This is a genomic window from Gammaproteobacteria bacterium, from assembly GCA_016199745.1.
Taxonomy (GTDB): Bacteria; Pseudomonadota; Gammaproteobacteria; order Acidiferrobacterales; family Sulfurifustaceae; genus JACQFZ01.
Map to the genome: position 1 here is coordinate 1 of JACQFZ010000055.1, position 14,360 is coordinate 14,360.

General features: G+C 51.1%; 15 protein-coding genes. 5 read left to right on the forward strand and 10 right to left on the reverse strand.

Annotated elements, in window-relative coordinates:
* The 10 genes from HY308_14455 to HY308_14500 all read right to left on the reverse strand — a co-directional run.
* On the reverse strand, positions 1 to 180 hold a 180-nt coding region (locus HY308_14455; protein ID MBI3899475.1), incomplete at its 3' end, for a tol-pal system-associated acyl-CoA thioesterase.
* 888 nt (positions 181 to 1,068) lie between these two features.
* Complete coding sequence (locus HY308_14460) at positions 1,069 to 2,643, reverse strand: hypothetical protein (protein MBI3899476.1); 1,575 nt, start codon at positions 2,641 to 2,643, stop codon at positions 1,069 to 1,071.
* Positions 2,640 to 3,605 (reverse strand): hypothetical protein, encoded by a 966-nt coding sequence (locus HY308_14465; GenBank protein MBI3899477.1) that lies wholly within the window; start codon positions 3,603 to 3,605, stop codon positions 2,640 to 2,642. The genes HY308_14460 and HY308_14465 overlap by 4 nt, the downstream gene beginning before the upstream one ends.
* Positions 3,606 to 3,956: 351 nt before the next feature.
* Positions 3,957 to 4,550: a response regulator gene (locus tag HY308_14470; GenBank protein MBI3899478.1), complete on the reverse strand. Its 594-nt coding sequence runs from the start codon at positions 4,548 to 4,550 to the stop codon at positions 3,957 to 3,959.
* A gap of 33 nt (positions 4,551 to 4,583) precedes the next feature.
* Positions 4,584 to 5,468: a CPBP family intramembrane metalloprotease gene (locus tag HY308_14475; GenBank protein ID MBI3899479.1), complete on the reverse strand. Its 885-nt coding sequence runs from the start codon at positions 5,466 to 5,468 to the stop codon at positions 4,584 to 4,586.
* A gap of 75 nt (positions 5,469 to 5,543) precedes the next feature.
* Complete coding sequence (locus tag HY308_14480) at positions 5,544 to 6,449, reverse strand: CPBP family intramembrane metalloprotease (GenBank protein ID MBI3899480.1); 906 nt, start codon at positions 6,447 to 6,449, stop codon at positions 5,544 to 5,546.
* Between the two features lie 349 nt (positions 6,450 to 6,798).
* The gene (locus tag HY308_14485; GenBank protein ID MBI3899481.1) at positions 6,799 to 7,368 is read right to left on the reverse strand and encodes an N-acetyltransferase; all 570 of its coding nucleotides are present in this window, start codon (positions 7,366 to 7,368) and stop codon (positions 6,799 to 6,801) included.
* Between the two features lie 18 nt (positions 7,369 to 7,386).
* Positions 7,387 to 8,277 carry a CPBP family intramembrane metalloprotease gene (locus HY308_14490; protein ID MBI3899482.1) on the reverse strand — a complete coding sequence of 297 codons (891 nt, stop codon included), beginning with the start codon at positions 8,275 to 8,277 and terminating at the stop codon, positions 7,387 to 7,389.
* Positions 8,278 to 8,282: 5 nt separating this feature from the next.
* Positions 8,283 to 10,364 (reverse strand): TonB-dependent receptor, encoded by a 2,082-nt coding sequence (locus HY308_14495; protein ID MBI3899483.1) that lies wholly within the window; start codon positions 10,362 to 10,364, stop codon positions 8,283 to 8,285.
* 180 nt (positions 10,365 to 10,544) lie between these two features.
* Positions 10,545 to 11,336, reverse strand: a complete 792-nt coding sequence (locus HY308_14500; GenBank protein MBI3899484.1) for a response regulator — start codon at positions 11,334 to 11,336, stop codon at positions 10,545 to 10,547.
* Between the two features lie 390 nt (positions 11,337 to 11,726).
* Here HY308_14500 and csrA point away from each other — a divergent pair, with 390 nt between their 5' ends.
* The 5 genes from csrA (at position 11,727) to HY308_14525 (ending at position 14,222) form a co-directional block, all read left to right on the forward strand.
* Positions 11,727 to 11,990, forward strand: coding sequence for a carbon storage regulator CsrA (csrA, locus tag HY308_14505; protein MBI3899485.1), 264 nt, complete (start codon positions 11,727 to 11,729; stop codon positions 11,988 to 11,990).
* Between the two features lie 263 nt (positions 11,991 to 12,253).
* On the forward strand, positions 12,254 to 12,574 hold the full coding sequence (locus HY308_14510) for a helix-turn-helix transcriptional regulator (GenBank protein MBI3899486.1): 321 nt from the start codon (positions 12,254 to 12,256) through the stop codon (positions 12,572 to 12,574).
* Positions 12,575 to 12,619: 45 nt separating this feature from the next.
* Entirely contained in the window at positions 12,620 to 12,961 is a 342-nt protein-coding gene (locus HY308_14515) for a carbon storage regulator (GenBank protein ID MBI3899487.1), read from the forward strand.
* A gap of 314 nt (positions 12,962 to 13,275) precedes the next feature.
* Positions 13,276 to 13,590, forward strand: a complete 315-nt coding sequence (locus HY308_14520; GenBank protein ID MBI3899488.1) for a hypothetical protein — start codon at positions 13,276 to 13,278, stop codon at positions 13,588 to 13,590.
* A 155-nt stretch (positions 13,591 to 13,745) separates the two neighbouring features.
* Positions 13,746 to 14,222, forward strand: a complete 477-nt coding sequence (locus tag HY308_14525) for a helix-turn-helix transcriptional regulator (GenBank protein ID MBI3899489.1) — start codon at positions 13,746 to 13,748, stop codon at positions 14,220 to 14,222.
* Positions 14,223 to 14,360: the final 138 nt, after the last annotated feature.

Here is a 14,360-nt window from a genome sequence, read left to right on the forward strand (position 1 = left end):
AAAATCGATTGACATTGATCGGACAGCGAAAACAATTCCATGCTTTGGACCGAGCTGTTCTTGTGGAAACCCGATTGAGCGCAGCCAATCCGCACGAGCCCGTTCCATGTAGTTCAAATAGTTTGAGTAATAAACAACACCGCCGGCGTCCGTATCTTCGTAGTACGCTCGAAATTCCACCTCGAAAGTAGTTGCCACAAGATCTCCGATTAGTAGTCGTTAGAGAGTTAAGAAAAAATGCGATCAGGACTACGGTTGCAAGATTACAAAATTTGGCTAACGGGCAACAGCTCTAAAACTATTTTTCTCCCTCATTGAATAATTAACGTGTTTACTTGCCACACATATTTCGCTGGAGCGCCTTCGGTTCCGAGTTCTTTGGGGTAGATCGCGGGGATACATTAGCCACAATGGTTGATCCTAGCGGTGAACTCCTGGAGTTTTGTAATCGAGGAAAGGCGACAAATCGGCCGCGCACAGTTTGCCAAAGTTCAGATGATGCCCGCCCGCTCCGGGTAATCTTCCGCGAAGCGGATGGCATTAGTCCCGTCTTGCACAAAGCCGCGGTTCATGCGATGAAGACGGACAAGCTAATGCGAGGTAGGGATGTTAAGTTACGAAACGTTGGACACGATCGCTGATTCATATACTCCGTTACTAGGAGCCATTTCTCTGTTGCTCGTCGCATCGGCTTTAATATTCAAGCGGTGGCGGCTTGCTGGGCTACGGTCTCTTGGAATTTGCACTGGACTCATAGTTGCCTATGGGTTGATGTTCCTCGACGATAGATACCATATTTGGCCAGCAGTGGGTCTGGACTACAGCACGCATACAGCAGTCGCGCTCGTCTTAGTAACGTATTTGGCATTTTTTACCCGTAAGCTGGCCGCTTTCTGGATTGTTTCGCTTCTTTCCTACTTTGGTTTAATGCTCTACCAGCACTACCACACAGTCGCCGATATCGTAACCACTGTAGCCGTTGTCTCTATCCCTATGGCCGTCGCGTATTGGTCTCTTTACAGAATCGACGAGCGACGGAATTATTAAGTTTGCAGTTGTTTGCACATCTTATGTGTTCGCCCCCCGGTTAATTTGCTTGATGGGAAGCCGCACGATAAAAGCAGCTCCTTTGTTCAACTCACTTTCAACTTCGACAGTTCCGTCGAGCAATTTGGCGAACCGGCTGACGATGGCAAGGCCAAGACCGGTTCCTCCCGGATGGTTACCCTCCGTTCCTGCCTGATGGAACGCCTCAAAAATCGACTGCTGATCTGTTTTTGCAATTCCGCGGCCGGTGTCTCTTACTGAAATAACCGTTTGATCGCGGTCGCACGTTATGGCCATCCGAATATTGCCATTGCGCGTGAACTTGCAAGCGTTGCTCAGCAGATTAAGGATAATCTGACGTAGTTTGTCTCGATCTGTATTGATGACTTGCGGTGTTCCTTCGATTGAGACATCGAGCTTGTTGTTAGCGTGCTGAGCGAGCGGAGCTAAGATTTCCGCGACTTCGTTGCCCACTTTTTTTACATCGACCGTTCTTAAAGTAACGCTCATTCGACCTTCTTCTATTTTTGATAGATCGAGCACATTGTCGATAATCGTTCGCAGTTGAATGGACGTCTGCAGAACAATACTCAAGTCTCTCAATATCGATTCCTGACCGAGTGGTCGAACATTCTTTACTGCTAGCTGTGTGTAGCCGACGATGGACTGCAGCGGTGTGCGCAGCTCGTGAGCCACCAGCGCCAGAAACGCCGACTTGTTTCGGTTAGCGGAGATCGCCAGGTCATGTGCTTGTCGTAACTCTTCGGTGCGAAGCTGTACTTGCGACTCCAACAGTTTGCTGTTTTCGCGTAGACGCTGTTCGTGTTCTTCAAGTAGACCCATCATGTTATTGAAAGCGCGGGCCATCTTTACCATTTCAGGGGGACCACGTTCGGTCACTCGAATTAGCGATGGATTCGTTGTCGCCTGCTCAAGTGTTTCCGAGAGGTCAAGGATGGGTCGTAACAGGCGGTTCATTAGCGGAATAAAGACAGCAAGAGCCATGAGGACAGCAGCGATTGCGAGCACAACAATAGCGCTGACTAAATAGCTACCTAAACGTTTGACGGGTGCTTTGCTGCGTACTACGTACACATAACCTAGAAACTCATCGCGGCTCGGCGATACTGTGAACGGCGAATCCGGCGTGGTGGTTGTACTGGTAAATACCGGCGCGATGAAATGCCAATGATCGTCGTTCTCGTAAGCGACGATCGCTTTTTTATATTCCGAGATCATCGATTGTTGCGGATGCCACGATTTAGGATCGACACCACCCTCGCGAATAACTTTTCCGGTATTGTCATACATGCCGACGAACTCCACGTCAGGCGAGGCTAACGCGCGGTCAGCCGCTTCTTTACCGTTTTGAGGCGATCCTACAAGTAGCGCCAGGGTACTGCCGTGGGCAAACGATGTTGTTGTTTGTAGTCCTTGCTCGATTTCATTTGAGGTAACAATGCGTGTCGCCAGCACTAACGTTACCCCGGCCGTGACAGCGACCGTGGACGTTATGGCCGCCACCAACAGCAGGGCTGCTTGGCGGCGAAATCCCCTTTGAATCAGTGCGGCAAGGGCAGATAGGGGACGCTTCATTTAAATACCACCTCGAACTTCGTTTCGACATCGCGGCTATATTCGAGGCCGAGATGGCGCGCGGTTCTTAGATTGACGGCGAGTTTTAAATCGATCGCGGGTCTGAGGGATGCGCTGGTTGAATCAGCAGCCCGGGGCTCGGCAAGCACTCCTGCCAGCCTTTGTCCGATGGCGTTGTAGTCGGGGTAGAACGAAAACAGTGCGCCGCGCTGTGCATGTTCGGGAGCGCTTGAGAATACGACCACGCGGTTTTTCCACGCCGTACTCAGAACTAACTGCAGCGTGGCCTCATCGAAAGCGGGATCAAGGGGAAGCCAAAGCGCATCATGTTGTCGATCAATGCTGTTCAACACGTCGAGGTAAGCGATAGCCGCAGATCGTTTTGTCGTCGCTTCCTTAATGACAAGAGCTATTCCGAACTCAGCGGCAGCGTTGCGCGACCGTTCAGCGAGCCAACTGTTTTGATCTGGAGTAATGACGGTGTGTACGCGGCGGATTTGTGGCGCCAGAGTCCTGAGAGTGCTAAAGATTTTTCGAGGGTCGGGATCGAGAACGATTCCAGGAATTCGACGGTCGCGTAGAGACGGGTCCCAAATGACGGCGCTGACGGCTATCGGACCGGTCCAATCAGTTTTCTGGATAGCCTCGAGCCCGCGTCGTCCGAGTGCGATGACGCTTCTTACCTGGTGAGCAGCTAACTCTTGTTTCAGTTCGGTCGGGGAATAGTTTTGCGATAGCGGCAATCGATAGATTTTTCCCGGCGTTTTCTTTTCTACCCCGTCCGATATCGACTCAAAAACAGCGTTGTAGTCGTTAAGATCGGGATATAAGACAGCAACGGCCGGCTCCTGCGAGTGTAGGATTGGCGACAGGAAGCACAGCGCAGCGACAAGAGCGGCGATAAGAAATTTTGCTCGCCCCGAGCGTCTTGTCATCACTGCTGTGCTGTTGTTGACGGGCATATCAGAGCTACGCGTGGTGTCGACCGGTTTCGCTCTGAAGCAGTAACGTAGATTGTCGCTCTTCTCCCATAATGCCTATCCGTCATCATGTTGATGAGACGATGGTGGCTCGGCGGAAAAGCAGAAAAGGGTGGGGTAATGCTGCTTACGACAGGGCACCATCGAAATATTTATAACGGCGCAACGGGACAAGCAAAAAGTTGCCACGCTGCACATTTCGACAGCTCGCGCTAGGTTCCATGAAGGTACCCCAGTCGTTTTTGTAGCGAGTGTGGAAAATTTAGCACTGTCCTGGTGGAATTAATACTCCTAAGAAATGCCTATTGACTACCGCTGTCCTCGTAACTACTTCTAAGAATTCTCCGCTTCGCCATATTCTTCATCGATTTTCCGCAGAATTTCTTCGCAAATCTCGACCGCGCGACGATGCTGATGGCAGGCCATTCGCATCAAGATCGTTTCGGCATCTGTACGAGTTTTCTTGTGCTGTGCCATTAACAAACCGATAACCATGCTGACGCTACGCGCAGAGGCGATACCGCGAGAAAGCGAGTCTTCCTTGCTCTTGATCTCATCCGCGCGAGCTAGGCAAACAGTAACGGTGTTAAGGAGGTCGTCCCGTCGCAGTGGTTTCGTGAGAAATTCTAACGCGCCTTCATTAGCGGCTTGCATCACGAGGTTCCGATCGGGGTAGGCCGACATCAAAATAAAACGCGTTCCCGTTAACTCGTATAGCACACGACTCGTATCCAATCCCGTTAGGCCAGGCATTCGAAAATCGAGCAGTGCCAGATCGACCTCATACGTAGCCGCGACTTCTATGCCTTCCTCGCCGGATGACGCCGTAAGTACCTGGAAACCAGCATCGCCCAGTGTCTTCTGTGCAAAATCCAGTACCAACGAGTCGTCATCTGCTATGAGAATGCGCTTTTTAGTGGCGTTCATTGTAGTGATTAATTTCGACTGATGAATGAACCGCTAACTGTTTGCGACATACGGATATGTGAAGAAAATAAAGTGAATGGTATTAAGTAAGAAATGCGCGAGGATCGACATTTCTATCCGTCCAGTCCGTTGAAAAACCAGCCCATAGCCAAATCCGGCGACCGTCGCTAATAGCACATAGGTAATTCCACCATCGAAATGGTACAGGCCGAATAAGATGGCGCTCGTTGTTAAGGCGACAACGTTTCCAAAACGATATGTCCGCAATCCTGATTCAAGCTCTCGCTGAATGAAGCCGCGAAACAACGCTTCCTCGGCCAAGCAAGTCGAAAAAATCATCACAATTGCCCACGGCCAGAAGAAGCTCGTCCACTTCGGAGCAAACCGGACGTAACCCAGCGCGAGCGATAGCGCCACGACAACAGCAATATTTACGACCACGATGAGCCAAGCTTTGCCGAGAGCATCCCGCCATTCGCGATGTGACCGAATTATTCCTGAGTAGCAAAGTACGAGAATAAGAATGCCGGCAGTTGTCTTATCGAAGTAGAGGCGTCGGGTATAAGGAGCTGCATCAGGCGAGAGTACAAATTCCTTTGCGAGCGTCGGGTTGTGAAACCATGGAAAAATGTGAGCCCCTAGCAATGCCGCCATGACAACAACCAGAAGTGCTAGGAATACATGTATCATTGAGTGCTGTGCGGCCCCCCATTTTCGATAGGTCCAGCATATAAATGCGAACGCGGCGAGAGGAACAATCGCTGGTCCGGACAAAACTCCCGCCACATAGCCAAAGACGATGGCGATTCCTAGTAACGCCGCCCAAGCCACCCGGAACGGAATCCAAATGGCGATGGCGCTGCACATTAAGGCAATGAATGTCAGTAATGTCGGAAGGCCAAGCGTTTCCAATTGCATGGTCGTTATCTCGCAGATAGGCGCTTAACAGCGTCGATACTAGAGGAGGGTATCGACGGGTCCAATGTCCTTCCTTTAAGCCAAATAAGGATAGGTAAAAAGCAAAAACCGCATCGAGTTCAGCGTGAAGTGAGCAAGAATAGACATCTCGATGCGCCCCGAACGTTGAAATGTAATGCCATAGCCAATACCAGCGATTGTGGCGAGTACGATATAGCCGATGCCGCCGTCAAAATGAACGAGGCCAAATAGAACCGCAGTAATTCCGATAGCGATCCCCTGGCCGAAGGGTCGCTTGCTTAGGGCTTGAGCAAGCTCGCGCTGAATGAAGCCCCGGAACAACGCTTCTTCACCAAGGATGACGAAGAACAAATAAATGACGGCCCACACGAAGTAGTAGGTAGTCCATTTCGGGTCGAAGTGCACAAACCCCATGGCCAACGCCAGCGGTACGATCACGACGGTGTTTATAACAATGACGGGCCATGCGCGTTTGAACGCCTCAATCCATTCGCGTCGGGTATGGATCAATCCGTCATAACAGAGCCCGAGGACGAGGATGCCGGCGATCCAAGTATCGAAAGTTAGCTTACGAGTGTATGAAGCGGCGCCCGGCGAAAGTACGAGATCCCTCACATAAACGGGATTGTTGAAGCCGGGAAAGACATGAAGGCCAAGTAGCAGCGCGAGCACAACGACGGCGATTGCTAAAACTAATTTGACGCCAGGGAATAGTGGTTTCGATGTTTCATTTTGCTGCCGATACAACCAGCAGACAATTGCCATGGCCCCCATTGGAAAGAGGGCCGGCCCTGTGAGGACACCTGCGCTATAACCGATAATTACAGCGATCGTAAGTAATGTTCCCCAAGCAAATCGGAGGGGTAGCCACAACGCGATGACGCTAGCGAATAGCGCAACGAATGTCAGGAGCGTTGGCAGGGAAAGCGGCTCTAATAGTGAAAGCGGGTCCGTTGACATTGCTATCCTTCTAGTTGATATCGAATTTCAAGAAAGAGACTGCACGCCGATAGTGTCTAAGTCTGCTGCTGTGATTACCGTTGCAACTGCAGGTGCGACATTTAGCGGCTGTTGATGACCGGTCGCGATTCCAATCGTCTCGGCAGACCGATTTAGTTGAATCACAGAAGCCGGCATCGCCTAGCGTTTTCTTTGCGAAATCCAGAACTAATGAGTCGTCATCCGCCACGAGAATGCGTTTTTTTGTGTCGGTCATTCGCTTCCCAGATTACTTGGTGTCTGTACGTTCTTTCGTTGACGCCATCTGCTTGGCGGTAACTTTGGGTGTCAGTGGGCCTACGGTCCGTTCTTATTGTTTAAAACGAGAACAACTGTTGCTGCTTATCCTGTATTGATCTCCGCACACGTTGCAGGTGACTGAGCCATTGCCGTTGGCGAGTCTTGTGCCGCATTTGCACATCCAGCCGATCCGTTTACCGGGAACACCAACCACTAGCGCATAGGTTGGAATATCCTTCGTCGCTACGGTTCCTGCACCGATAAATGCGTACTCATTTATGGTATGTCCGCATACTACCGTTGCGTTGGCGCCTATCGTTGCGCCTTGCTTAACGAGGGTAGGGCGATATTCTGTTTTTCGCGATATATGACAACGTGGATTGATGACATTCGTGAACACCATGCTCGGTCCACAGAACACATCGTCTTCCAGGGTCACGCCGTCATAGATCGACACGTTGTTTTGAATCTTAACGTTGTTACCGATCAAAACTTGGTTGCCTACGAATACGTTTTGACCCACGGAGCAATTCCGGCCGATTTTCGCGCCTGCGCATATGTGCACCCAATGCCATACGCGGGTGCCTTCTCCAATTTGCGCACCGTCGTCAACGATCGCAGTGGCATGTATCAATGGAATTGTCGGACGGATGAACCATTATCCCTTCGCAACATTCGGATATGTGAAGAGAAGAAAATGAGTGGCGTTAAGTAAGAAATGCGTAAGGATCGACATTTCTATTCTTCCAGTGCGTCGGAAAACTAAGCCGTAGCCAATCACGGCGATGGTTGCCAGCAAGACGTAGCCGATGCCCCCTTTATAATGCAATAGCCCAAAAAGAACTGCGCCGATGCTAAGGGCAGCCAGATTTCCAAACCGGTAGGTACCAAAATGCAGTTGCAGTTGGCGCTGAATGAATCCGCGAAACAGCGCTTCTTCTGCCATGCATGTCGTGAAAATCATCATGATTGACCATGGCCAAAAAAAGTTGGTCCACTTCGGATCGAATCGGACATAGCCTGATGCGAGCGACAGTCCGACAACCGCTGCGATCGTTATAACGATGATCAGCCAGGCGCGACCGAAAGCATCAGTTAGTTCTCTGCGGTTCCGAATGAAACCTTGATAGCAAAATCCCAGGATGAGAATACCGGCAGCCGTCTTGTCGAAGTTAATGTATTTCGTATACGGTGCCGATTCGGGTGAAAGGACAATCTGTCTTACCAGCACCGGATTGTGAAAACCCGGAGCAACGTGGAGTGTCAGCAAGAGCGCTATCACGATGACTACCACCGCAGTTAGCGATTTCATGGCGGACCAGCGATCGGTCCGCGCGTCTTGTTTTTGGTACCACCAACAAGCGAGTGCAAGGGCCACAATCGGTGCTAGTGCCGGCCCCGTCAAGATGCCCGTCACATAACCGGTACCGACCGCCGCTCCTAACAGACTGATACCGAGGAACCGATACGGCGACCAGAGACTAATCGTGCTGAGAAACAGTACCGCAAAGGGCAGAAGCGTAGGTAGACTGAGTGGCTCCAGTTGCATAGTAGTTACCTCTCGTATCGAACTTCGAAGAAGACCCCGCGTGGGGGAAGTAAATAATCGTTTTGAAAACTGGTTGATCCGCCGCTAGGATCGCGCCCTTCGCTGTCAAAGACGTTAAAGATCGAGAGTGCAGTTGACCATGGCGATTTTCCTGATCGATATCGGACGGTGGCGTCCATGAACGCGTAATCCTCGACATTGGGTCGTGTGTCGCCAATGGCACGATGACGATCGGCGAGCCATCGCATATTCGTTCCGAAGATCCAATTCGGCAGGAACGTCCAATCGAGCCGCAGATTCGCGCTACGATGCGGCGCAAAGCCGGCGTCTGTGTCGCTGTTGTCCATGAGATTGCGTTGGTATGCGTACCAGCCACTCAGTCGTACATCGTTTGCAATGTCCCAACGAAATTCCAGCTCGCCGCCGTTTCCTTCTTGACCTTCGCCATTTCCCTGCAACGTCGTGGCACTTGCATTCTTGGTAGCGAGAATTTTGTCCGTTAAGTGGTGATGAAACAGATTGAGCCCTGTGCGAAGTGTCGACGTAGGACGGTAATCGAATGCAATTTCATACGTCGTGATCTCTTCAGGATCAAGATCCGGGTTTCCTTTAGTGACTAGATTGTTCTGTGCATAAAGATCAAGAAGCGTCGGCGCACGGAAGGCTCGACCGACCAGGAACTTCGTGGTGACAGCTTCAGTAGTCGACCATACCACTGCTAACCGCGGATTTGTGGCAGATCCAAAATCGCTATAGTGATCGAGGCGCAGACCGGAGGTTAACGTCCAATCCCTCGCTAGAGCCCATTCATCTTGGAGGTACACGAAGTAGATACGGCGTTCCGACTTGCTTGGTGCAAATTTTTCCGATTCAGTTAGATCTACCACCTCTCCGATAGGAATCGGTGTTCCGTTAGCATCTAGTCGGTAATTACGGCGTTCACGTACGTCAGTGACTCGATGCAGTTCTGCGCCCGTCCCGAGCTGCAGGATGTGGCCGCTGAATCCTTCGTAGTTCGCGGTCGCCTCTGTATGTAGTCGGTTCTCCGAATAGCCGAATTCATCTAGCACGCCATCGGGAAAGCTACCTCCGAATGCTCCTGGTGGATATAAGAGATTGTCATGGGTGTCATAGTTAAAGCCATACCAGCTAGCATTCCAGTGGGTGTTCCAATCGCTGTTCGACTTTGGCTGAGCGTACATCAGGTCAACGCTATTCATGTCCCAACTCTGCCAACCTTTGTCGTCGAGTGCCGCCGCTATTGAGGGAATCGCGACGTCTTGATTACGACGCCGTAGGCGTGTGCGCCACGGGCCTTGTTCTAAGTCCCAAACCAACTGATAGCCTTCGAACCAGCTTTGAGCGTGACTAGGTGCTAGCGATGCATCAGTGTGGAATTGTTGATCGAATATCGTTTGGCGATCTTCTTCAAAGAAAGGTCGGAAACCGTCGGTTTTTCCATACTGCATGGAGAGCAGGCTTTTAGCGCCGTAAAGTTCACCCGGCTGGAGTAGCCGAACTTCGCGAGTGTCGAACGATCCGACGCGGCCGCGTAACTGCCCGTTTGAGACACTGCTGGGAGTTTTGGTAATGATGTTCACGGTTCCAGCAAATGCATCGGTGCCGTAAAGCGCTGATCCGGGTCCGCGGATCACTTCAATTCGTTCAATGTTTTGAATCGGTACTTCGCCGATAGTTGATCGCTGATTGCCTAACAGCACGTCGTTCTGTGGTATCCCGTCGAGCATGAGAAGCCAATCCGGATTGAAGCTCGAATCCGCTCGAATGCCGCGAAAAATGACGTGAGACCCCTGAATCTGTGGCCGGTAAAGCACGATAAGACCCGGCACAAGCGTGAGCGCTTCGCTCAAAGTGGTCGCGCCGACAGCGTCAAGTTCGTCAGCGGTAATCACCGTGGCTACCGCAGGTGCAAGATTGAGCGGTTGTTGGTGGCCGGTTGCGATTCCTATGGTTTCGGGCGAATGGTGTATTTGGGTAATATCTTCGGGCGTGTCGGCAAGAACGTTCGCGACCGAAATGACGCTTGCAAAAGCTGCTGTTGGCAATAACTGTAGAAAATTCGGCATAGGTGTGTCCCTGATCACCATTAACGCGTGTTGATCTACCTACCAATGAGATACGCAAGCGCTACATTGGGATCAACGTTATATACGGCTTGGTTATTGTTATGAGTCATTCGCGTCCGGCGATTTTTCTTGTGAGTTCCATTCACTTGTTATTGATTAGATCCGACTCGACCAGATCCATCAACTTACTGGCGCTCCAATATCATATTTTTGATTGAGCTGTCGAGTGGCTTCGGCGACAGCGCGCGAAAGAGCAGAGATCGTCTCTTCCACTTGATGTTTTGGTTGCTGCGAAATATCGGAACGCAATGCATAGCATGCATTTTCAACAGCGATCGCGCCCACCATGCCCGAGGAGGCACCGAGCTTGTGTGCGAGTTCTTCGATCGCATACGCGTTTCCTTCGCTTGCGGCTTTCTCAATCTGGCTCGTTAGGCTAGACGCTTGAGCAATAAATTTTCGTAGAAACGATTGTTGAAATTCGCCTTCTGGATCATTGTGCGCAAGATCGGCGAGACGGGCTTCATCCAGGACGCCAGCTGTCGAAGCAGGGCGATCCTCTAGCGATGCCAAACGTTGCTGGCCCGCAGCGACTTTTTCGATAGCATTAATCAGCTCTTCGTGGGTCACCGGTTTAGTTAGCACTGCATCGATGCCGCAACCACGGCAGTCGGTGTGCGTTTCGGGGGTTGTATTGGCGGTTAGTACGATAATGGGAATGAGTTGGTGATGAACAGTGCGGTGCTGCCTGACGATTTCTACGACCCCCGGTCCCGGCATGCGAATGTCCAATACCGCTAGATTGTATGTGCCTTTCGCTAGCTCGGTGAGTGCGTCGTGTCCATTGTCAACGGCATGCGACGTATGTTCTGCATCTGCCAATATGCGGACGATAAGTTCGCGAATTAGCTCGTCGTCGTCCGCTACTAGCACTCGTAATTTTTGCGCTGATCGACCGTTGGTGTGATTCAAGGCCACGACTCCCTTTCTTGTTAGAACAAACAAGTGCGCGAAAAAAACATTCGTCGCTAATCTATTCAAGAAGCCCACGCGTGGCAATTGACTCTTCGCACAAGATTTCTATAATGACGCTCGTTCTGTGCCTCTTTGTTTTCTAAACAGCACAGATAGGCGACAGAACCGCCTGCATACGACGCATTCAACGTCGAGCATCGACCCAAGGTCGTTGTTGAGTCTCCGGGAATTCTTAGGGATTGCTCGGGACTGCAGGTGGAGATTCGCTCTCTCCTCGTCCCCGTACATCCCCAATTCTCGGAACACACTCCTTAGCGGCGACGTTATTGTCGTCTCCATGTCCGGCTGTGCTTTTTAGCGGCTCATAAGCCAAAGGAGCGTCAGACAGTGCTTATTCTCACGCGCAGAATAAATGAAGCGATCAACATCGGTGATGACATTCAGATAACAGTGCTTGAGGTGAGGGCGAATCAAGTGCGGTTGGACATCAGCGCGCCGAAAGAGGTTCCAGTTCACCGCGAGGAAATCTTCGAGCGCATCAAAAAAGAGAAGGAAGCCGGCGTATCTCCTCGATTGCGTCGTGGTTCGTGCGGAGATACGGCTAGCGGACAACAAGTGACCCAATCGAAATTACAGTTGACGCGGCGTTAAAGAAACGACGTCACGCAATGGACCGTCGTCGTGTTTATTCGGCGCGATATTTCGAGGACGCTACGTTGCGATATTAGTAGAGCTTGATTCGGTCGTGTGCTGCACGGCGTATGCCGTAAGCGACTTAAGGGAGTAGCTCAGACCGTTAAAAACAAGAAGATCACGGCAGCGCACGACCGAATCAAGAGCAAAAAATGGCGTAAGACACAATTAGAGGGGCCCATCAAATGTCGCCAATGAAATCGTCGTCAGCGGAGGGAAGTATGGTGGTGAATAGAAACACGACGAGGCGAAGCGATCGAAGCGAACGCAACGCCAAGAACCATCCGCTACGGCGCCAACTCGCCGATCGGCTGCGGCTACTACGCAAAGTCCGTAAGTGGTCGCAAGGGCAGGTCGCAGACGCGAGCGGATTGCATCGAACCTACATCAGCCTGGTAGAACGTGGGCGATGCAATATTAGCCTAGACAATCTTGAGCGGCTCGCCGATGCGTTCGGTATTGGAGCCGCGGACTTGATAGGTCCTGACGACTCCACGTCGTCGGCGGATGGCACAGCGCCGTGCCTCCTGTATGGACGATGAGAGCGATCACCCGGCGATCCATCTCTGAAAATTCAAAAGGAAGGAATGACCACGATGCTCATTTATACGAGGCGTGCCGGCCAAATTCTAACCATTGGCAACCACCTTGTCATTACGGTGCTTACCGTTGAAAGCGATCACGTGCGTATGTGCATCGATCTAGACAATACCTTCCAATTCATTTTTTCTAGCCGTGTGGGTCAGACCTTGAACATTGATGGCGACATATCGGTCACAGTGCTAGTGAGTAAGGACGGTCACACTCGCCTTGGCGTCGATGTCGCCATAAATACACCGGTTTACCAGGAAGAGATTCAAAAGCTTATTTCATGGAATGAAACCCGTCTGAATCTTAGTGACGACAACGCTGACCGGCTTTTTAATTGAGCAATAGCAGATGACGGTATTGATCGATCACCCTCAGCGTCGTCGAGCTAGAAAACAAAGTCACCACCGCGAAAAAGAGCGGACTGCATCGTGCTTACATTAGTTTGGTGGAGTGGGCATCCCGCCGGGCCATAGAGCGCATGGTAAGCGAATACGTAGGTGAACTATTTTCCGTATCCCGACCAGCCGTCATTGGATTCAGAGAACGACGGGAAGGCACCTTCGTTCATTAGAAGCCACTAGCAAAATAGTAGGGTAACCAGGCAAAATGGCCTGTCACAATAACGACAAAAGGGATTTGTGCAGATCTTACGATGGACGATATCGCCGCCGTACTGCGCATCATCGTCAAGCACAAAGGCAAGCTGTTGGCGATAGGTTTGCTTTTAAGTCTTTGGCTCTTCGCTTATCCGCGAGCACACCTAGATTCAGTCGAAGTCAGCCCAGATCGGACTTATCGACTGGAGTTCTACCGGCCGGGTCTGCTTCAGCATTTCCTAAATCGCGAAAAGAGCAGCCCAGGCTTCGTGCGGTTATATCGGAACTTCGACAACGAATATTTCGGTGAGAGTGACGTATTCGATTGCTTCGGGGCTACCTGTGACATAATTTTGGCACATGGCGATTGACGGTGAAGTCGGTATTGGGGCTCATTATACGTTTAAGCACGTGCCGCCTATTGGACCCGGTGACGTCGTCCTGGCAATCCCACAACCGACACCATAACAGCAGGTAGATGCCACTATGTTCCAGGTCTACTCGCCCAATTGAGTGATGCGAACCGATGTCAAAAACTACTACACTGCAAGACACCATTACCCTCGAACAAGCCGCACAACGCTATGGTTTCCCCGTGCACTACTTACGAGGCCAGGCAAAGAAGGGCACTCTTTCTGCTCGGCAACAGTGGTTGACGACGCCACAAGCCATTGAGGCGCTTATTGCCAGTAATGCGCGGCGCCTCAATGGAAAAAACAAGAAAAAGAATAATGCGCGCCACCAATTAGCGAGCAAATTGCGGATACTACGAAGTGCGCGTGGTTGGGCGCAGGAAGATCTTTCTCAGGCCAGCGGATTACATCGAACGTATGTCAGTTTGGTCGAGCGCGCCGGCTGCAATGTCAGTTTAGACAACATCGAGCGCCTTGCCGATGCCTTAGCGGTCAGTCCGTCTGATCTGCTCAGTATCGATGGGAGCACAAACGGGCCTTCGGTATCGACGGCGACAAAACCCAAGGTTAACAAAACACGTAAGCGTTAGCGGTCGCGCTGTTGAGGCGAGCTCAGCTTAGGTAGTACCGCATTGTTTTATACGACCGTTTTTTGGATTCCTAAAAAATAATTGAACAGGAGAACACTGCGTGGGACCGACTATTAGTCGCCGCACTTAAAAAAGCCA

Excerpts from the sequence above, each read along its gene's own strand:
- HY308_14460 (MBI3899476.1), bottom strand. The coding sequence starts at position 2,643 with ATGAAGCGTCCCCTATCTGCCCTTGCCGCACTGATTCAAAGGGGATTT.
- HY308_14465 (MBI3899477.1), bottom strand. The coding sequence starts at position 3,605 with ATGCCCGTCAACAACAGCACAGCAGTGATGACAAGACGCTCGGGGCGA.
- HY308_14470 (MBI3899478.1), bottom strand. The coding sequence starts at position 4,550 with ATGAACGCCACTAAAAAGCGCATTCTCATAGCAGATGACGACTCGTTG.
- HY308_14475 (MBI3899479.1), bottom strand. The coding sequence starts at position 5,468 with ATGCAATTGGAAACGCTTGGCCTTCCGACATTACTGACATTCATTGCC.
- HY308_14480 (MBI3899480.1), bottom strand. The coding sequence starts at position 6,449 with ATGTCAACGGACCCGCTTTCACTATTAGAGCCGCTTTCCCTGCCAACG.
- HY308_14490 (MBI3899482.1), bottom strand. The coding sequence starts at position 8,277 with ATGCAACTGGAGCCACTCAGTCTACCTACGCTTCTGCCCTTTGCGGTA.
- HY308_14495 (MBI3899483.1), bottom strand. The coding sequence starts at position 10,364 with ATGCCGAATTTTCTACAGTTATTGCCAACAGCAGCTTTTGCAAGCGTC.
- HY308_14510 (MBI3899486.1), top strand. The coding sequence starts at position 12,254 with ATGGTGGTGAATAGAAACACGACGAGGCGAAGCGATCGAAGCGAACGC.
- HY308_14515 (MBI3899487.1), top strand. The coding sequence starts at position 12,620 with ATGACCACGATGCTCATTTATACGAGGCGTGCCGGCCAAATTCTAACC.
- HY308_14520 (MBI3899488.1), top strand. The coding sequence starts at position 13,276 with ATGGACGATATCGCCGCCGTACTGCGCATCATCGTCAAGCACAAAGGC.
- HY308_14525 (MBI3899489.1), top strand. The coding sequence starts at position 13,746 with ATGTCAAAAACTACTACACTGCAAGACACCATTACCCTCGAACAAGCC.